Origin of the sequence: Streptomyces sp. NPDC053431, from assembly GCF_044544925.1 — a bacterium.
In the GTDB taxonomy this organism is placed as follows: domain Bacteria; phylum Actinomycetota; class Actinomycetes; order Streptomycetales; family Streptomycetaceae; genus Streptomyces.
This window is the reverse complement of sequence record NZ_JBITXX010000018.1, coordinates 16,546-35,246: the sequence shown is the minus strand read 5'-3', so window position 1 is coordinate 35,246 and position 18,701 is coordinate 16,546. Positions and strand designations below refer to the sequence as shown.

Genomic DNA, 18,701 nt, shown 5'->3' with positions numbered 1-18,701 from the left:
TGACCCTGCCCGCCGGGCATCAGCGCCCGCCGACCCCATCCCGCCGGGCCGCCGTGGCCGCCGCTGCGGGGGCGGGCGTCCGCGCCCTCCCGAAGGGCGCAGCTCGTCCTTCACGATGGCGCCGATGCGCGGTGCGCGCACCATGACATAAGTCATTCCGCCTTGCCCCGACCACCTGTTGACGGCCTTCCGCCGCTCATGCACAGTGGGCCCTCCTTGAGTAAGCAACCGCTTAGCATGGAAAGTGAGGGCACATGCCCGAAGCAGTGATCGTCTCGGCTGCCCGGTCCCCGATCGGCAGCGCCGGCAAGGGCTCGCTGAAGGACATGCGCGCCGACGAACTGACCGTGCGGATGGTCCGCGCGGCGCTGGACAAGGTGCCCGGGCTCGACCCGCGCGAGATCACCGACCTGATGCTGGGCTGCGGTCTGCCCGGCGGTGAGCAGGGCTGGAACATGGGCCGCAACATCGCCGTGCTCCTCGGCTACGACCACCTGCCCGGGACCACCGTCACCCGGTACTGCTCGTCGTCCCTCCAGACCACCCGGATGGCCTTCCACGCGATCAGGGCCGGCGAGGGCCACGCGTACCTATCCGCCGGTGTGGAGTCGGTCAGCCACTTCGACAACGGCACCAGCGACCACATCCCGGGCCACGACATCCTCAACCCCGCCTTCGGCGAGGCCGGCCGGCGCACCCACGAGCGCGCGCAGGGCGGCGGGGACGCCTGGACCGACCCGCGCGAGACCGGCGTGCTGCCGGACGTCTACATCACCATGGGCCAGACCGCCGAGAACGTGCAGCAGATCCTGGGCATGTCGCGGGAGGAGCAGGACGCCTTCGCCGTCCGCAGCCAGAACCTCGCCGTCCAGCGCATCGAGGAGGGCTTCTGGGCCCGCGAGATCACCCCGGTCACCCTCCCCGACGGCACCGTCGTCACCACCGACGACGGCCCCCGCCCCGGCACCACCCTCGAAGGCGTGAGCGGGCTCAAGCCGGTGTTCCGCCCCGACGGCACCGTGACCGCCGGCAACGCCTGCCCGCTCAACGACGGCGCCGCCGCCCTGGTGATCATGAGCGACACCCGGGCCCGGGAGCTCGGCCTCACCCCGCTCGCCCGGATCGTCTCGACGGCCGTCACCGGACTGTCCCCGGAGATCATGGGCCTCGGCCCGGTCGAGGCGATCCCCGCCGCGCTGAAGAGCGCCGGCCTCGGCCTCGACGACATCGACCTCTTCGAGATCAACGAGGCGTTCGCCGTACAGGCGCTCGGCTCCGCGCAGCAGCTCGGCATCCCGCTGGAGAAGCTCAACGTCAACGGCGGCGCCATCGCCGTCGGCCACCCGTTCGGCATGACCGGCGCGCGCATCACCGCCACGCTCGTCAACTCGCTCCAGTGGCACGACAAGCAGTTCGGCGTCGAGTCCATGTGCGTCGGCGGCGGCATGGGCATGGCCATGGTCATCGAGCGGCTGAGCTGAGAAGGGGCACGGAAGACATGAAGCGTTTCGAGGGAAAGACCGCGATCGTCACCGGTGCCAGCCGTGGCATCGGCCTGGCCGTCGCCGAGCGGCTCGTCGCCGAGGGCGCCCGGGTCGTCGTCACCGGCCGCACCAAGGACACGCTGGACACGGCGGTCGCCGGCCTGGGCGGTCCCGCCCACGCGCTGGGCGTCGCCGGCAAGGCCGACGACCGCGAGCACCAGGCCGACACGATCCGCCAGGCGATCGAGGCCTTCGGCAGCGTGGACCTGCTGGTGAACAACACCGGCGTCAACCCGGTGTACGGCCCGATGATCGAGCTCGACCTGGCGGCCGCCCGCAAGATCGTGGAGATCAACTGCCTCGCCGCGCTCTCCTGGACCCAGGCCGTCCACGAGGCGTGGATGAAGGAGCACGGCGGTGCGATCGTCAACGTCTCCTCGGTCTCCGGCGTCCGGCCAGCGCCCATGATCGGCATGTACGGCGCCAGCAAGGCGATGCTGATCTCGATGACCGAGCTGCTGGCCGTCGAACTGGGCCCGGACATCCGGATCAACGCGGTCGCGCCGGCGGTCGTCAAGACCAAGTTCGCCACCGCCCTGTACGAGGGCCGCGAGGAACGGCTGGCGGCCGGGTACCCGCTGAAGCGGCTGGGCGAGCCCGAGGACATCGGCGGTGTCGTCGCCTTCCTGCTCTCCGAGGACGCCGCCTGGCTCACCGGCCAGACCGTCGTCGTCGACGGCGGCGTCACACTCGTCGGAGCGGCCGAATGAGCGGCGCCGCCGAGCCGCCGACCGCACCGGTCGAGGCCGTCGTCCTCGACTACGGCGGCGTGCTCACCGCGCCCGTCAAGGACTCGATCGAGGCCTGGATCGAGGCCGACGGCATCGAGCCGCAGTCCTTCTCCCGGGCCCTCAAGGCCTGGCTGGGCCGCGGCGCACCCGCCGGCACACCGATCCACCGCCTGGAGACCGGCGAGCTGACCGTCGCCGAGTTCGACGCCCTGCTCGCCGCCGAGCTCACCACGACCGACGGCCGGCCGGTCGAGCCGGTCGGCCTGCTCGCCCGGCTCTTCGCCGGCATGCGGCACGACCCGGCAATGCTCGCGCTCGTCGAGGAGCTGCGCGAGCTCGGTATCCGGGTCGCCCTCCTGTCCAACAGCTGGGGCAACACCTACCCGCGCGAGCTGATCGACGCGCTGTTCGACCCCGTCGTCATCTCCGGCGAGGTCGGCCTGCGCAAGCCACTCGCCCCGATATACGAGCTGACCCTGGCGCGGCTCGGCGTCACCGCCGGACGCGTGCTCTTCGTCGACGACGCCGAGCCCAACGTGCTCGGCGCGCGGGCCGTCGGCATGCGGGCCCACCTGCACGTCGACGCCTCCTCCACCCGCGCGGCACTCGCCGCCCTCGTCCCGGGCCTGCGCCCCTCGCCGAACGGATCACCGGCATGACCGACACACCGGCATGACCGACACCCCCACCCCCCCCGCGCCCGCGACCGTCTTCCACGGCATCGCCGAGCTGGAGCGCCCGATGCTCTGCCGGGAGGTGTACGACCTGCGGGGCGTGCGGATGGCCGTCAACCACGGCGCGGACGGCGACGCGACCGATCCGCTCCTGGACGCCGGACTCTCCGCCCTGAACGAGAAGCACTGATGCACTTCGGTTCGACCCCGGGACCGAGGAACCGCGCGCGTCGCTGCTCGACTTAACGGACCGGCACGGGTACCCGGCCGAGCAGCCACGGCGCCGGCGCGCCGTCCCGGGACTTCGTACTGGCCAATATGTACGTACACATCCGGACCCTGCGGTTCGCCGACGGCCCGGACGAGGTGCGCAAGAACGCCCTGGCCACGACCGAGCCGCGCGGTCAGGCCACGGTGCGGGCGTCACGTGCCCGCTAGCAATGTTGCGTACACCTCACCAAGGGGAGCTGTGCAAGCGGAGCCCAGGACGGTCAAGCTGAGCGGCGTGCTCCGGATCAAGGCGGGCGCACTTCTGATCTCCTCGAGAACAAGCCGTTGACGGCCTGAGCAGGGAAACGGAGAACACTTGTGATTGTCGGAGTCCTCAAGGAAGCGCGGGCAGGTGAGAGTCGCGTCGCGGCCACGCCGGCCACGATCGAACAGATCCGCAAACTGGGGTACGAGGTCGTCGTCGACCCGGGCGCGGGGATCGCGGCCGGCTTCACCGACAGCGCCTACGAGGTGTCCGGTGCGACCGTCGGTGACGCGACCGCCGCGGACGTGGTGCTGGGCGTCAACGCCCCGAGCGCGGCCCAGCTGGACGGGGTGCGGCCGGAGGCGACGGTGATCGCCCTGTTCGCGCCGGCGTTCGACCCGGCGATGGTCGAGGACCTGGGCCGCCGGCCCTTCACGGCGCTGTCGATGGACGCCGTGCCGCGCATCAGCCGGGCGCAGTCGATGGACGTGCTGTCGTCGATGGCGAACATCGCCGGCTACCGGGCCGTGGTCGAGGCGGCGCACGAGTTCGGGCGGTTCTTCACCGGTCAGGTGACGGCGGCGGGCAAGGTGCCGCCGGCGAAGGTGCTCGTCGCGGGCGCGGGCGTCGCCGGTCTGGCGGCGATCGGTGCGGCGGGCTCGCTCGGTGCGATCGTACGGGCGACCGACCCGCGGCCCGAGGTGGCCGACCAGGTGCGGTCGCTGGGCGGCGAGTACCTGTCGATCGAGTCTCCGGAGGTGGAGGTCTCGAAGACGGGCTACGCCAAGGAGATGGGCGACGACTACAAGGCGCGCGAGGCCGAGTTGTACGCCGCGCAGTGCCGTGAGGTCGACATCGTCATCACCACCGCGCTCATCCCGGGGCGTCCCGCGCCGACGCTGGTCACCGCGGAGATGGTGGCGAGCATGAAGCCGGGTTCGGTGATCGTCGACATGGCGGCCGCCAACGGCGGCAACGTCGAGGGCACCGTGAAGGGCGAGAAGGTCGTCACGGAGAACGGCGTGACGATCATCGGTTACACCGACCTGGCGGGCCGGCTGCCGGCGCAGGCCTCGCAGCTGTACGGCACGAACCTGGTGAACCTGCTGAAGCTGATGACGCCGGAGAAGGACGGGCGTCTGGTCCTCGACTGGGACGACCCGGTGCAGCGCTCGATCACCGTCGTCCGCGCGGGCGAGTCGGCCTGGCCGCCCCCGCCGGTCCAGGTCTCGGCGGCCCCGGCCCCCGCGCCCGCGGCGGCCCCGGCGGAGGCGCCGAAGCCGAAGAAGGCGCCGATGACGGCGAAGCAGAAGTTCGGCGGCGTGGCCCTGGGCGCCCTGGCGCTCTTCCTCACCGCCGGGTTCGCCCCCGCGGCGCTGCTGCCCCACGTGACGGTCTTCGTGCTCGCGATCGTGATCGGCTACTACGTGATCGGTCATGTGCACCACGCCCTGCACACGCCGCTGATGTCGGTGACGAACGCGATCTCCGGGATCATCGTCGTCGGCGCGCTCCTGCAGATCGGCCACTCGAGCACGGCGGTCACCGTGCTGTCGTTCGTCGCGATCCTTCTGGCCAGTATCAACGTCTTCGGCGGCTTCGCGGTGACGCGTCGCATGCTCGCCATGTTCAACCGGAGCTGACATGTCTGCGACCCTTGCCGCCCAGGCGGCCTACCTCGTTGCCGCGCTGCTGTTCATCCTCGCGCTGGCAGGACTCTCCAAGCACGAGTCGGCGCGGCTCGGCAACGCCTTCGGCATGCTCGGCATGGGCGTCGCGCTGGTCGCGACGGTCGTGCTCGCGGTGGACGGTGACGTCAGCACCGCGGGCCTCGGCCTGATGGCCGTGGCGATGCTCATCGGGGCGCTGGTCGGTGTGCAGCGGGCCCGTGGCGTCGAGATGACCGGCATGCCCGAACTGATCGCGCTGCTGCACTCCTTCGTCGGTCTGGCGGCCGTGCTGGTCAGCTGGAACGGCTTCCTGAACGTCGAGCACGACCCGGCCGGCCACGAGGCCAAGGCGCTGGACGCGCTGGGCACGCTCGGCATCCACCACGCCGAGGTGTTCATCGGCCTGTTCATCGGCGCGGTGACCTTCACCGGCTCCATCGTGGCGAACCTGAAGCTCTCGGCGCGGATCGATTCCAAGCCGCTGGTGCTGCCCGGGAAGAACGCCCTGAACCTCGGCGCGCTCGGCCTCTTCCTCGCCCTCACGGTGTGGTTCGTGATCACGCCGGAGCTGTGGCTGCTGATCACCGTGACCGTCCTCGCGCTGGCCCTCGGCTGGCACCTGGTGGCCTCGATCGGCGGCGGTGACATGCCGGTCGTGGTCTCGATGCTCAACAGCTACTCCGGCTGGGCCGCGGCGGCCTCCGGCTTCCTGCTCGGCAACGACCTGCTGATCATCACCGGCGCGCTGGTCGGCTCCTCCGGTGCCTACCTGTCCTACATCATGTGCAAGGCGATGAACCGCTCCTTCCTCTCCGTCATCGCCGGCGGCTTCGGCATCGAGGCGCCCGCGGGCTCCGACGTCGACTACGGCGAGCACACGGAGATCACCGCCCAGGGCGCCGCCGAACTCCTCGGCTCCGCCCGCTCGGTGGTCATCACGCCCGGCTACGGCATGGCCGTGGCGCAGGCGCAGTACCCGGTCGCGGAGCTCACCTCGAAGCTGCGCGCGAAGGGCGTCGACGTGCGCTTCGGCATCCACCCGGTCGCCGGCCGCCTGCCCGGCCACATGAACGTGCTCCTCGCCGAGGCCAAGGTGCCGTACGACATCGTCCTCGAAATGGACGAGATCAACGAGGACTTCGCCCGGACCGACGTCGTCCTGGTCATCGGCGCCAACGACACCGTCAACCCGGCCGGCGCCGAGGACCCCAGCAGCCCGATCGCGGGCATGCCGGTGCTCACCGTCTGGGAGGCGGAGAAGGTCATCGTGTTCAAGCGCTCGATGGCCTCCGGATACGCGGGCGTCCAGAACCCGCTCTTCTTCAAGGAGAACACCGCCATGCTCTTCGGCGACGCGAAGGACCGGGTGGAGGACATCGTCGGCGCGCTCTGATCCGCGTGAGGCCGTCCCTCTCCGGGGCGCCTCACGGCGCCGGAAGGCGAGCCGGGTTGCCCGTCTCGCCTTCCGGCCGGCCTTCGTGGTGACGTACCGATCCCGGTCGGACCTTTCGGCCCCGGCGACGACGTCCCGCCCTCCCGATCGGACGAGGATCCCGTGGAGCCCCGCGGACGACGGCGGGAGAAACGGAAAGGCCGCCCCGCCATGCGTCACGTCACCCGTCCGACCCTCGGCATCCTCGGCGGGATGGGCCCCCTCGCCACGGCCGACTTCTACCGGCGGCTCGTCCAGCGCACCCCGGCCGGATCCGACCAGGCCCATCTGCCCGTGCTCATCTGGGCCGATCCCGCGGTCCCCGACCGGACCGCGGCCCTGCTGGGAGAAGGACCGTCGCCCGTGCCCGCCCTCGTCGAGGGCGCCCGCTGGCTGCAGCGCGCCGGAGTCAGCTGCATCGCCGTGCCCTGCAACACCGCGCACGCCTACGTCGAGCAGCTGTCCAGGGCCACCGGGGTCGAGGTGCTCGACATGATCAGGGCCGCGCTCGAGACAGCGGCCCGCCGCAGGCCGGGGCTCGAACGGGTGGGCGTCCTGGCGACCCGGGGGACCCGCCTGACCGGCCTGTACGAGCGGGCCGGTGCCCGGCTCGGACTCGACGTGGTCCAGGTCTCCGGCCCCGTACAGGAGGAGTACGTGGACGCGGCGATCCGCGCGGTCAAGGCCGGCGCCGCCCCCGCCGCGCCCGAGAGCTGGATCGCCACGGCGACCGAGAGCCTCCGGGAGCGCGGCGCGCAGACGGTCGTCGCAGCCTGCACCGAGATACCGCTGATCAGCTCGGCGGCCTCCCGGGTGCTGCCGCTGGTCGACTCGACCGACGCCCTGGCCGAAGCCGCCGTCTCCCGCCTCTGGCGCCCCGCGGCGGCCCCGGGCCCCGCCCTTGCCGTTCGTACCGGGGGACGAACCGGCTGACGTATCCTCGTCCGCAGGCACCACATCGCAGGGCCGTGCGCGTCCTAACCTGCGGAGATGATCAGGCACATGTCGACGCACCCCGCCCGAAGCCTCGGCCGGGTGCTCGAGGACTTCGGCCACACGCTTCTGGACCTGGTGTACGGCGACCCCGACGCGGCCGGGGAGATCGGCGGCGTCGGCATCCACGACCCGTACGACGAGCAGCACCACCCGGAGCGCGCCATCGTGCTCGGCGTCGGCGTCCACGGCGCGGAGCAGACCGGCCGGCTGCTGCGCCACCTCGCCGCGCTCGGCGCCACCGCCCTCGTCGTCCGCGGCCCCGTCGCCGACGCCGACGAGCTGGCGCCGGTCGTCGACGAGACCGGCATCGCCCTGCTCGCCCTCACCCCCGGAGCCTCCTGGGCCCAGCTCGCGGCCATGCTGCGCACCCTGCTCGCCGAAGGCGACGTGGGGGAGGGCGAGGAACAGACCCTGGGCGGGGTGCCGTCCGGGGACCTCTTCGCCCTGGCCAACGCCATCGCCACCCTCCTCGACGCCCCCGTCACCATCGAGGACCGCCGCTCCCGCATCCTCGCCTTCTCCGGACGCCAGGACGAGGCCGACGCCCCCCGGGTCGAGAGCATCCTGGCCCGCCAGGTCCCCGAACGCTATCTGCGCCACCACGAGGAGCACGGCGTCTTCAAGGAGCTGTACCGGAGCGAGGGCCTCGTCCACGTGCCCCCGCCCACCCTCGGCGGCGAAGTGGCGCTGCCGCGGGTCGCGGTCGCCGTGCGCGCCGGCGACGAGTTCCTCGGCTCCGTGTGGGCGGCGCTGCGCAAGCCGCTCACCCCGGAGCGGGAGAAGGCCTTCCTGGAAGCGGCCAAACTGGTCGCCCTCCACATGCTGCGCTTCCGGGCGGGCACGGACGCGGAGTACCGCTTGCGGGCCGACCTCGTCACGACCGCGCTGGAGGGCGGGGCCGGAGCGGTCGAGGCACTCGGCCGGCTCGGCCTCGTCGACGAACCCACCCTGGTCCTGGCCATGGGTCTGGCGGCCGAGCACGGCGAGGACCACGCCCACGTCACCGCCGAGCGCCAGCGGCTCGCCGCCGCCCTGGCCGTGCACCTCACCGCCGTACAGCCGCGATCCGCGGTGGCACTGCTCGGCGACGTGGCGTACGCGCTGTTCCCCGTCCCGGGCGACGGCGCCCACGCACGGGAGCGCGCCCTGCACGTGGCCGCCGACTTCCTCCGGCGCACCGGCGACCGGGCCGGCGCCGTCGTCGGGATCGGCTCGGTCGCCGAGGAACCGGCGGCGCTCCCGCGCTCCCGGGCCAACGCCGACCGGGCGCTGCGCGTGCTGTTCACCGGCCGGACCGGCAGGCGCGTGGCCTCGATCGCCGACGTGTACGTGGACGCACTGCTGCTGGAGTTGCGGGACCTGGCCGTCGCCAACCGCGACGAGCTCTCCGGCCCCCTCGCCCGCCTCGTCGCGTACGACGCGAAGCACAACGCCCACCTGGTGGAGACGCTGCGGGCCTGGCTGGACGCCTTCGGGGACGTCATCACCGCCTCGGCGAGCGTGTTCGTCCACCCGAACACCTTCCGCTACCGCATCCGCCGGGTCGCCGAAGTCGGGGAGATCGATCTCCGGGACCCGGCCGCGAGGTTCGCCGCGATGCTACAGCTGCGCCTCCTGGGCCCGCAGAGCGGCGGCGGGGCGGGGGCCGAAGACCCGCGCCCCGCCGCCGGACTCGACTGAGAGACCCCGGTCAGAGCCGCACGCCCGGCGGCAGCGTCAGGTCCGCGTGGGTGTCGTGGAAGGCGTCCGCGGCCTCGATGGTGCGCATCCAGTCGTAGAACAGCTCCTTGGTGGACAGCGTCTCGATGCCCCGGCCCGCAAGCCGCCGCAGACCCCGCTCGTGCGCCGGGCCGGGGGAGTAGGCGGCGTCGTCCACGACCACGACGCGCTTGCCCGCGTGGTGCAGCTGGATCGCCGAGTGCGCCACGCAGATGTCCGTCTCGATGCCGACCAGGATCGTCGTCGTACGCCCGGTGGCCTCGATCGCGGTGGCGATGTCGGGGTTGTCCCACACGGCGAAGGCGTTCTTCGGCAGCGTGACCGCCTCGGCCGGCAGCGTTTCGCGGATCTCCGGCACCGTGTGGCCACTGGCGGCCGGGTCCTCCTCGGTCACCACGACCGGGATCTCCAGGCGGTCCGCCACGGACGTGATCCAGGCGATGCGCCCCACCATGTCCTGAAACCGCTGCCGGTCCACGTCGAGCCGCTGGGGCGGGTAGAAATCGGTCTGCACATCGATGATCACCAGGGCGCAGTCGTCGCGGTCGATCAGCGGCATCGTCGTCTCGTCTCCTCGTACGTCGGGTGCACGCCACCCTAGGAACGCCCGCCTCCCCCGGAGTCGTCCCCCGGACCAAGCTCCGACCTGCGCGTTCGTATCCCCGTACGAACCATGAGGGGTGCCTCCGTACGTACGCTTCCGGCCCAGCACATCGAGCGGTGACCCGGCACATCGAGCCGCGACCACACCCATCGAGCCATCCGGAGGGCGAGCGTGAAGGCCGACATCGAGCACTGGGCGAGCCGTCTCGCGGCGCTCGCCGCCGACTCCGAGGTGCCCGGCGCGAGCCTGGCGTTCTGGTACGGCGGCGAGCTCCACGCGTGCGCCGCCGGCGTCCTCAACACCGCGACCGGGGCGCCCGCGCACCCCGACGCGCTGTTCCAGATCGGCTCGGTCACCAAGGTGTGGACCGCGACCCAGCTGATGCTGCTGGTGGAAGAGGGCCGGGTCACGGCGGACACGCCCGTCGCCGAGATCCTGCCGGAGTTCCGGGTGGGCGACCCCCGCGCCACCGCGACGATCACCCTGCGCCATCTGCTCACCCACACCTCGGGCATCGACGGCGACCTGTTCCTGGACACCGGCCGCGGCGACGACTGCCTGCGCCGGTACGTCGAGGCGTGCGCCGACCTGGAGCAGACCTTTCCCGTCGGGGACTCCCACTCGTACTGCAACTCCGGGTTCGTCATCGCGGGTCGGGTCGTCGAGCGGCTCACCGGCACCGGGTGGGACCAGGCCCTGCGGGAGCAGATCTGCGACCCGCTCGGCCTCACCCACACCTGGACCCTGCCGGAGGACGTGCTGCGCTTCGGCGCCGCCGTCGGCCACGACGAGCACGGTGCCGTGGTGCCGCGGTGGGGACTGCCCCGGTCCGTCGGCCCTGCGGGACTGATCTGCGCCCGGGCCGCCGACGTGGTCGCCTTCGGCCGCGCCCACCTCACCCCTGGAGCGCTCCTCGCCGACCCCGCCGCGCTCCGGCGGCCACAGGCCGACCTGCCCAATCCGCACACCGGCGGACGGCAGTGGGGCATCGGCTGGAGCCTGGACGAGTGGGACGGGCACGAGGTCGTCTCCCACACCGGCGACACCATCGGCCAGCACGCCGCCCTCTGGGTCCTGCCCGAGCTCGGCACGGTCGTCGCCGTGATGATCAACGGCGGTCGGAGCGTCGAGTTCCAGCACCGTCTCGCCACCGAACTCCTCGGGGACCTGCACGGGATCGAGGTCCCCGCCCCCCTCGCGCCGCCCGAGCGACCCGTCCACGTCGACGTCGAACCCTTCACCGGCGTGTACGAACGTGCCGGCAGCCGGATCCACGTCACCTCGCACGAGGGCCGGCTCCGCCTGCGCACGGAACCCACCGGCATCCTCGTCGGACTCGCCCGCTCCCGCACCCTCGACCTCGTCGCCGTCGACGCGACCACCTTCGTCGGCCGCGACGAGGACGACTCGGTCTGGGACGCGGTGGTGTTCGAGCAGCGCCCCGGCGGCCCCTCCTACCTCCACCACAGCGGCCGCGCCACCCCCAAGTGTCGCTGACCGCCGCACGATTGGACCTCTCCATGGCACCACCCACCAGCGTCGACGAGGTGACCGCCGCTCTGCGGGCGGTCTTCGACGAGGCCGGAGTCGAGGGCTTCCTCCACGCCCGCGACATCGACATCGACATCGACATCGACAGCAACGGCGACGGCGGCAGCGTCGGCGGCAGCGTCCGAGGCAGCAGGAGCGACGGTGGCACCGGCACCGGCACCGGCACCGACGGCGTCGGTCATGAGGTCGCGTTCCGCGCCGACGCCCCCGTCGTCGTCGCCTCGATCCGCAAGATCCCCGTCGCCGTCGCCTACGCCCGTCAGGCGGCGGCCGGAGCCCTCGACCGGGCCGCCCGGCACACCGTCACCGCCGCCCATCGCGAGGGCGGCGGCATCGGGACCGACAGCTGCCGCCACGACGTCACCATGAGCACCCGCGACCTGGCCTTCTTCATGCTCTCCATGAGCGACAACGCGGCCACCGACAAGCTCATGGAGATCCTGGGCACGGACCGGGTACGCGCCGTGGCCGCCGAACTCGGCTGCCCGCGGCTGCCCGTCGGGCGTTACCGCGAGCTGTGGGACCCGGTCTGGGAAGAGCTCGGCCTCGACCCGGACGGCGACCTCGACGCCCAGCTCGACCGGGTGAGCGAGGAGCGGATCAGGGGCCTGGCCATGCTCGACCCCACCCGTTCCGCGCACAGCACGCCACGGGAGATCACGTCCATGCTGACGGCGATCTGGCGCGACCGGGCAGGGCCCGCCGAAGCGTGCGCCGAGGTCCGCGAGCTCATGAGCCGTCAGCTGTCCACCCACCGCCTCGTCGCGGGCTTCGACGACGGCGTCCGCGTCGCGGCCAAGAACGGCTCCCTGTGGGGCGTGCTCAACGAGGCCGCCGTCGTCGAGTACCCCGACGGCGGCCGCTACGCCGTCGCGGTCTTCCTGCGCACCCCCGCCCTCGGCGGCCGTGACCCGGCCGCCGACGCGGCGATCGGCCGGGCCGCCCGGACCGCCGTCGACCACCTGCGCCGGGCACCGGCCGCCACCCCACCCCAGGAGACGCCATGACCACAGCCGCGCGGACGGCCGGTGCCGACCAGGTCCACACCGCGCTCTCGTCCACCTTCGCGGAGGCCCGGGTCGCCGGGTCCGTCCACGTCCGCGACCTCGACACGGAGGCGGAGTTCGGCCACGGCGCCGACACCCGGGTCGTCCTGGCGTCCGTCTTCAAGATCCCCATCGCCCTGGAGTACGCACGGCAGGCGGCGGCCGGCGAACTCGACCCGGCCCGGCGCCACACCGTCACCTCCGCCTACCGGGCCGGCGGCAGCGGCACCGACGGCTGCGCGTACGACGTCGAGATGAGCGCCCGCGACCTCGCCTTCATGATGATGACGATCAGCGACAACGCGGCCACCGACCTGCTCCTGGACGTCGTCGGGCCCGACCGGGTCCGCGCCACCCTGGACGAGCTCGGCTTCCCCGGCTTCGGTTTCTCCTCCTGCGCCGCCCTCGACGACGACATCCGCCGGGAACTCGGGCTCGCCCCGGGCCGCTCCCTCGACGAGCAACTGGCGGGCGTCCCCGACGAGAGGCTCCTCGCCCTCGGCGCCTGCGCCCCTGGCAGCAGCCCGTCGAGCACACCCCGCGAGGTCACCGCGCTGCTCGCCGCCATCTGGCGGGACGAGGCCGGCCCGGCGCGGGCCTGTGCCGAGGTCCGGGACATCATGGCCCGACAGGTCTGGCAGCACCGGCTGGTGTCCGGCTTCCCCGAGGCGGGCGTGCGGCTCGCCGGGAAGACCGGCACCGACTTCGCCGTACGCAACGAGGCCGGCGTGGTCACGTACCCCGACGGCAAGCGCTACGCCGTGGGCGTCTTCCTGCGCACGTCCACCGCGGCCGAGCGGCAGCCCCTCGCGGACCGCGCGATCGGCCGCGCCGCCCGGATCGCCGTCGACCACCTCCGCGCCGGAACGTGACGAGCCGGTGTCCTCCTCCCGTACCGACCGGCCCCGGACCGCACCCCTCGCGGTCCGGGGCCCACGTGTCTCCGAGGCCGTCGCGCGGCTTGGGACCCGCCACCCAACGGGCCCGGCCGTTTTCGTCGCTCCGGCTGAATCAATTCCGGCCACGAGCCGCGACTGTGGGGCAACTCTCCCGCTCCAAGGAGTCCCCCAATGAAGCCCCCTCTGAAGCCCTGGACGCACAGGGCCAAGGCGATGTCCGCCTTTCTCGCGGTGTCACTGCTGGCGGCCGGCTGCGGCAGCGTCACCCGGGCCGGATCGTCCGGCGGCGACGCCTTCAGCTACGCGATCAAGAGCGACCCGGGACTGCTCGACCCCGCCCAGGTCCAGAACACGACCACCTACACCGCGCTGTCGCTGGCGTACGACACCCTGGTGCACGCCGGCCCCGACGGCCGGATCGTCACCGGACTCGCCGAGAAGTGGGACGTCAGGCCCGCCTCCGTCACCTTCACCCTGCGCCGCGGCGTCACCTGCGCCGACGGCAGCCCGGTGACCGCGAGCACCGTCGCCGCCAACGTCGCCCACGTCACCGACCCCGCCACCAAGTCGCCCGCGTACGGCGTCGTGGTCCCCGAGGGCCTCACCGCGAAGGCGGACGACACGGCCCGCACCGTGACCCTGTCGACGCCCGAGCCCTTCGCCTTCATCCTGCAGAGCACCCGCTACCTCTTCGTCGTCTGCGGAGCGGGCCTGAAGGACCGCGCCCTGCTGCGGAGCGGCACCTCCGGATCCGGCCCCTTCCGGCTCACCTCCGCCGAGCCGAACGAGAGCTACACCTTCGCCAAGCGCGCCGACTACGCCTGGGGGCCGGACGGGGCGACCACCGCCGATCCCGCCATGCCCGGCTCGGTCGTGCTCAAGGTCGTCGGCAGCGAGTCGACGACCGCCAACCTCCTGCTCTCCCACCAGCTCAACGGCGCACAGCTCGCCGGCCCCGACCGCGCCCGGGTCGCCGTCCCCGGCGTGACCACCACCGTGCAGGCCAACGGCACCCAGGAGTTCTTCTTCCACCAGGGCCCCGGCCACCCCGGCAGCGACCCCGCCGTCCGCGAGGCCCTGCTCCAGGCCGTCGACCTCCACTCCCTCGGGGCGATCGCCACCGGCGGCACCGGCCGCGCCCCCACCGGCCTGGTCATGGAACCCAAGCCCTGCCCCGGCGACACCGTCACCGGCCACCTGCCCGCCTTCGACCCGCTCGAGGCCCAGTCCGCGCTGCACGCCGCGGGCTGGCTCCGCGGCCCCGACGGCATCCGCGTGAAGGCGGGCAAGCGGCTCACCCTCCGCATGATCTACGGCACGTCGTCCGGCGAGACGATGGCGGCCGCCGCCGAATACCTGGCCCAGGCCTGGAAGAAGGTCGGCGTCGACGTCCGGCTGCGGGCGGTGTCCGACGCCGCCTACGGCGAGGTCGAAGCGGTCACCCAGGACTGGGACGTGGACTGGGCGCCCCTCGGCGTCACCCTGCCCACCCAGCTGCTCGGCACGCTGTCCGGCCCTTTCACCCCCGACGGCGGCAACTTCGCCCACCTCACCAACACCGCCTACGAGAAGCTCACCACCGAGGCGAGCCGGCTGCCCGGCACCGCCGGCTGCGCGCTCTGGGACCGGTCGGAGCACGCCCTGCTCGACAGCGGCGACATCGTCCCCGTCGTCGACAAGACCGTCACCGTCGCCGCCCACAACGCCACCTTCCGCATCACCTCGGGCCTCTTCGACGCGACGTCGATCCGTATGACGGGAGGACGGAAGTGACCACCAGGACCGATGCCCTCACCCCGCACGAGGCGGCCCCGGCCGCCGCACCCCGCCGCACCCGGCGGCTGACCCCGCGCTTCCTCGCACGACAGCTGCTGCGCCTGGCGGGCTCCCTCGCCGTGCTCGTCGTGGCGTCGTTCGCGATGATCCACCTGATCCCCGGCGACCCGCTGCGCCAGATGCTCGGCCCGACCGCGCCGAAGGAACTCGTCGACCTCCGCAGACGCGAACTCGGGCTCGACCAGCCGCTGCTCACCCAGTTCAGCCACTACGTCCGGCAGTTGCTCTCCGGAGACCTCGGCACCTCGTTCTTCTCCTCCCAACCGGTGAGCGACATCATCGGACAGGGCCTGCCCAACACCCTGGCCCTCGCGGTCCTCGCCACCCTCGTCGCCCTCGCCGTGGCCGTACCGCTGGGCCTGTGGGCCGCGGTCCGCACCCACCACGGACGCCGCCGGGGCACCGAGACCGCCTTCACCATGCTCACCGGTGCCGCCGTCGCCATCCCCGAGTACCTCTACGGTCTGGCGCTGCTGCTCGTGCTCGCCCTGGGCCTCGGCCTCTTCCCGCCCGCCGGACTCACCGGGCCCGCCTCCTTCGTGCTGCCCGTCACCGCCCTAGCCGTCGCACCGGCCGCGATGATCGCCCGGCTGGCCCGGGTGGAGACCCTGCGCGAACTCGACACCGACTACATGCGCCTGGCCCACGCCAAACGCCTGCCCGCACGGCGGCTCTACGCGGTGCACCTGCTGCCCAACACCCTGACCGCGACCCTGACCATGGGCGGCCTGCTGCTCAGCGGTCTGATCACCGGCAGCGTCCTCGTCGAGAACGTCTTCGCCTGGCCCGGTCTCGGCCTGCGCACCGTCGAGGCCATCACCCAGAAGGACTACCCCGTGGCGCAGGCCATGATCCTCGTCTACGGCGCGCTCGTCCTCGTCGTCAACTTCCTCGTCGACCTCCTCCTCGGGATCCTCGACCCCAAGTCGTCCCGGTCCGCCGCCACCTCCAGGGAGGGCTGATGCGCCGTCTGCTGAGAAACCCCGCCGGCCTGCTGGGCGCCGTACTCGTCGCCCTCATGGTCCTCCTCGCCGTCGTCGGACCGCCGATCTGGCAGGACGCCGCCGACCGGATCAATCCCGAGGAGATCGCCCAGGGAGCCTCGTCCGCGCACCTGCTCGGCACCGACGCCCTCGGCCGGGACCTGCTCGCCCGGACCCTCGTCGACACCCGGCTCACCCTCGGGCTCGCCTTCCTGGCCACCCTCGTCGGCACCGTCTCCGGCATCCTCCTCGGCACCCTGCCGCAGATCCTGCCGCGCCCGGCGGGCCGCGTGGTCGTCGCCACCGTCGACCTCCTCGTGGCCTTCCCCGCCCTGCTGCTCGCCATGTTCACCGCCGTCGTCGCCGGCCTCGGCGCGCAGGGCGCCGTCCTCGGCATCGGCGTCGCCCTCGCCCCGGCCTTCGCCCGGCTCACCCACACCATGACGGCGACCGTCGCGGGATCGGACTACATCGCCGCCGCCCGCATGCTGCGCGTCCCCCGCCACCGCATCCTCACCCGGCACCTCCTCCCCAACATCGCCGAACCGCTCATCCTCAACACGGCCCAGGCGATGGGCGGCGCCCTGCTCGGCCTGTCCGCGATGTCCTTCCTCGGCATGGGCGTCCAGGCACCCTCGTACGACTGGGGGCGGCTGCTCAACGAAGCCTTCGGGCACGTCTACGTCACCCCCTCCGTCGTCGTCGCCCCCGCCCTCGCCGTCAGCCTCGCCGGCCTCGGCTTCATGCTCCTCGGCGACACCTTCGCCCGGGCCGCCGCCCACACCCGCGAACCGGTCGGCAAGCCCGTCGCCCCCGTGGTGACGCCCGCCCAGGACCGGCCCGTACCGGACGCCGTGCTCGAGGTACGGGACCTCACCGTCGCCTTCCCCGGCGGCATCACCCCCGTACGCCAGGTGTCCCTGACCGTCCGCGCGGGCGAGATCGTCGGTCTGGTCGGCGAATCGGGCAGCGGCAAGAGCCTGACGGCCGCGGCCGTCGGCCGCATCGTCCCCTACCCCGGCCTCGCCGGCAGCGCCCGCATGCTGCTCGACGGGGTGGACCTGGACGGCCTGACGGACGCGGAGCGCCGCAAGCTGCTCGGCTCGTCCCTGGCGATGGTCTTCCAGGACCCCACCTCCTCGCTCAACCCGGCCCTCCGGGTCGGCGGCCAGCTCGCCGAAGTGGCGACCCTGCACGACGGCGCCACCCGCGCGGAGGCCCGGGCCCGCGCCGTCGAACGCCTCGGCCGGGTCCGCATCGAGCGGCCGGCCCAGGTCGCGGCGCGATACGCGCACGAGCTGTCCGGCGGCATGCGCCAACGCGCCGTCATCGCCATGGGCCTGATGGGCACGCCCCGGCTCGTCATCGCGGACGAGCCCACCACCGCCCTCGACGTCACCGTCCAGCGCGAGGTGCTGCGGGTGCTGCGCGAGGTGGTCGACGAGACGCGCGCCGGCGCCCTGTTCATCTCCCACGACATCGCCGTCGTCAGCGAACTGTGCGACCGGATCGCCGTCATGTACGCGGGCCGGATCGTCGAGGAACTCCCCGCCGACCGACTGCACTACGCCCGCCACCCCTACACCCGCGCGCTGGTCGGCTCGCTGCCGGACATGGACACCGACCGGTCGGGTCCGCTCACCACGATCCCCGGCCGCCAGCCCGCGCCCGGCGACATCGGGGACGGCTGTGCCTTCGCCGACCGGTGCGCCTTCGCCACCGCGCGCTGCGCGATCCGCCCCAAGCTGGTCGCCCGTACCGAAGACCACCGTGTGGCCTGCTGGGAGGTCCTGTGAACATCGACCGACTCACCGTCCGCTACGGCTCCTTCACCGCCGTCGACGGCATCAGCCTGCAGGTCCCGGGAGGCTCCGCGACGGGCCTGGTGGGGGAGTCCGGCTCCGGGAAGTCCACGCTCGCCCGCGCCGTGGCCGGCCTGACCCCGTACCGGGGCACGATCACCGGCGTCGCGCCCGGCCGCGTCCAGATGGTCTTCCAGGACCCGTACTCCTCGCTGAACCCGCGCATGAGCATCGGCGACGCCATCGCCGAGGGCACCCGCGTCCCGCGCGCCGGGCGGGCGGCTGAGGTCGGGCGGCTCCTCGAACTGGTCTCCCTGCCCGCCGCGTACGCGAGCAGGTATCCTCGTGAGCTGTCCGGCGGCCAGCGTCAGCGCGTCGCCGTCGCCCGCGCGCTCGCCGCCGGGCCCGAGCTGCTCATCGCCGACGAGATCACCTCCGCCCTCGACGTCTCCGTCCAGGGAGCCGTGCTCAACCTCCTGCGCGAACTGCGCGGCGAACTCGGCCTGACCATGCTGTTCATCTCGCACAACCTCGCCGTCGTGCGCTACGTCTGCGACTCCGTCGCCGTCATGCACCACGGCCGGCTCGTGGAGTCCGGCCCCGTCGAGGACGTGATCGGCGCTCCCCGTCACCCGTACACCCGCACCCTGCTCGACGCGGTCCCGCGGCTGGCCCGCGCCTGACCCCGCCGTCGCGACCGGCGGCCCGGCACCCGTCCGGGCCGCCGGTCGTCCCACCG

16 protein-coding genes are annotated in these 18,701 nt (G+C 72.8%); 15 read left to right on the top strand and 1 reads right to left on the bottom strand.

Going from position 1 to position 18,701, the window contains the following annotated elements; all coding sequences use genetic code 11:
* The first annotated feature begins 254 nt into the window (after positions 1-254).
* The 8 genes from ACIGXE_RS31070 to ACIGXE_RS31035 all read left to right on the top strand — a co-directional run bounded on the left by ACIGXE_RS31070 (position 255) and on the right by ACIGXE_RS31035 (position 9,202).
* Positions 255-1,481 (top strand): acetyl-CoA C-acetyltransferase, encoded by a 1,227-nt coding sequence (locus tag ACIGXE_RS31070; protein ID WP_399752544.1) that lies wholly within the window; start codon positions 255-257, stop codon positions 1,479-1,481.
* A 17-nt stretch (positions 1,482-1,498) separates the two neighbouring features.
* Positions 1,499-2,254: an SDR family oxidoreductase gene (locus ACIGXE_RS31065; RefSeq protein ID WP_399752542.1), complete on the top strand. Its 756-nt coding sequence runs from the start codon at positions 1,499-1,501 to the stop codon at positions 2,252-2,254.
* Positions 2,251-2,934: an HAD family hydrolase gene (locus ACIGXE_RS31060; protein ID WP_399752540.1), complete on the top strand. Its 684-nt coding sequence runs from the start codon at positions 2,251-2,253 to the stop codon at positions 2,932-2,934. Before ACIGXE_RS31065 ends, ACIGXE_RS31060 begins: the two co-directional genes overlap by 4 nt.
* Positions 2,935-2,947: 13 nt before the next feature.
* A complete protein-coding gene (locus tag ACIGXE_RS31055; protein WP_399752538.1) occupies positions 2,948-3,139 on the top strand; it encodes a hypothetical protein in 192 nt (63 codons plus the stop codon).
* A gap of 398 nt (positions 3,140-3,537) precedes the next feature.
* Positions 3,538-5,067, top strand: a complete 1,530-nt coding sequence (locus ACIGXE_RS31050) for a Re/Si-specific NAD(P)(+) transhydrogenase subunit alpha (protein WP_399752536.1) — start codon at positions 3,538-3,540, stop codon at positions 5,065-5,067.
* 1 nt (position 5,068) lies between these two features.
* Entirely contained in the window at positions 5,069-6,487 is a 1,419-nt protein-coding gene (gene pntB / locus ACIGXE_RS31045) for a Re/Si-specific NAD(P)(+) transhydrogenase subunit beta (RefSeq protein WP_399752534.1), read from the top strand.
* A gap of 210 nt (positions 6,488-6,697) precedes the next feature.
* The gene (locus ACIGXE_RS31040; RefSeq protein WP_399752533.1) at positions 6,698-7,459 is read left to right on the top strand and encodes an aspartate/glutamate racemase family protein; all 762 of its coding nucleotides are present in this window, start codon (positions 6,698-6,700) and stop codon (positions 7,457-7,459) included.
* Positions 7,460-7,528: 69 nt separating this feature from the next.
* The gene (locus ACIGXE_RS31035; protein WP_399752531.1) at positions 7,529-9,202 is read left to right on the top strand and encodes a PucR family transcriptional regulator; all 1,674 of its coding nucleotides are present in this window, start codon (positions 7,529-7,531) and stop codon (positions 9,200-9,202) included.
* 10 nt (positions 9,203-9,212) lie between these two features.
* Here the strand turns inward: ACIGXE_RS31035 and ACIGXE_RS31030 are convergent, their stop codons facing one another.
* The gene (locus ACIGXE_RS31030; RefSeq protein WP_399752529.1) at positions 9,213-9,800 is read right to left on the bottom strand and encodes an isochorismatase family protein; all 588 of its coding nucleotides are present in this window, start codon (positions 9,798-9,800) and stop codon (positions 9,213-9,215) included.
* Positions 9,801-10,016: 216 nt separating this feature from the next.
* Between ACIGXE_RS31030 and ACIGXE_RS31025 the strand changes: the two genes are divergently transcribed.
* The 7 genes from ACIGXE_RS31025 (at position 10,017) to ACIGXE_RS30995 (ending at position 18,645) form a co-directional block, all read left to right on the top strand.
* Complete coding sequence (locus ACIGXE_RS31025; protein WP_399752527.1) at positions 10,017-11,342, top strand: serine hydrolase domain-containing protein; 1,326 nt, start codon at positions 10,017-10,019, stop codon at positions 11,340-11,342.
* Between the two features lie 23 nt (positions 11,343-11,365).
* Positions 11,366-12,403 (top strand): serine hydrolase, encoded by a 1,038-nt coding sequence (locus tag ACIGXE_RS31020; RefSeq protein WP_399752526.1) that lies wholly within the window; start codon positions 11,366-11,368, stop codon positions 12,401-12,403.
* The gene (locus ACIGXE_RS31015) at positions 12,400-13,314 is read left to right on the top strand and encodes a serine hydrolase (RefSeq protein WP_399752523.1); all 915 of its coding nucleotides are present in this window, start codon (positions 12,400-12,402) and stop codon (positions 13,312-13,314) included. Before ACIGXE_RS31020 ends, ACIGXE_RS31015 begins: the two co-directional genes overlap by 4 nt.
* 198 nt (positions 13,315-13,512) lie before the next feature.
* Positions 13,513-15,114, top strand: coding sequence for an ABC transporter substrate-binding protein (locus tag ACIGXE_RS31010; RefSeq protein ID WP_399752522.1), 1,602 nt, complete (start codon positions 13,513-13,515; stop codon positions 15,112-15,114).
* Positions 15,111-16,139: an ABC transporter permease gene (locus tag ACIGXE_RS31005; RefSeq protein WP_399752520.1), complete on the top strand. Its 1,029-nt coding sequence runs from the start codon at positions 15,111-15,113 to the stop codon at positions 16,137-16,139. Before ACIGXE_RS31010 ends, ACIGXE_RS31005 begins: the two co-directional genes overlap by 4 nt.
* Complete coding sequence (locus ACIGXE_RS31000; RefSeq protein WP_399752519.1) at positions 16,139-17,956, top strand: dipeptide/oligopeptide/nickel ABC transporter permease/ATP-binding protein; 1,818 nt, start codon at positions 16,139-16,141, stop codon at positions 17,954-17,956. The genes ACIGXE_RS31005 and ACIGXE_RS31000 overlap by 1 nt, the downstream gene beginning before the upstream one ends.
* Positions 17,953-18,645, top strand: a complete 693-nt coding sequence (locus tag ACIGXE_RS30995; protein ID WP_399752517.1) for an ABC transporter ATP-binding protein — start codon at positions 17,953-17,955, stop codon at positions 18,643-18,645. The genes ACIGXE_RS31000 and ACIGXE_RS30995 overlap by 4 nt, the downstream gene beginning before the upstream one ends.
* Positions 18,646-18,701 lie beyond the last annotated feature (56 nt).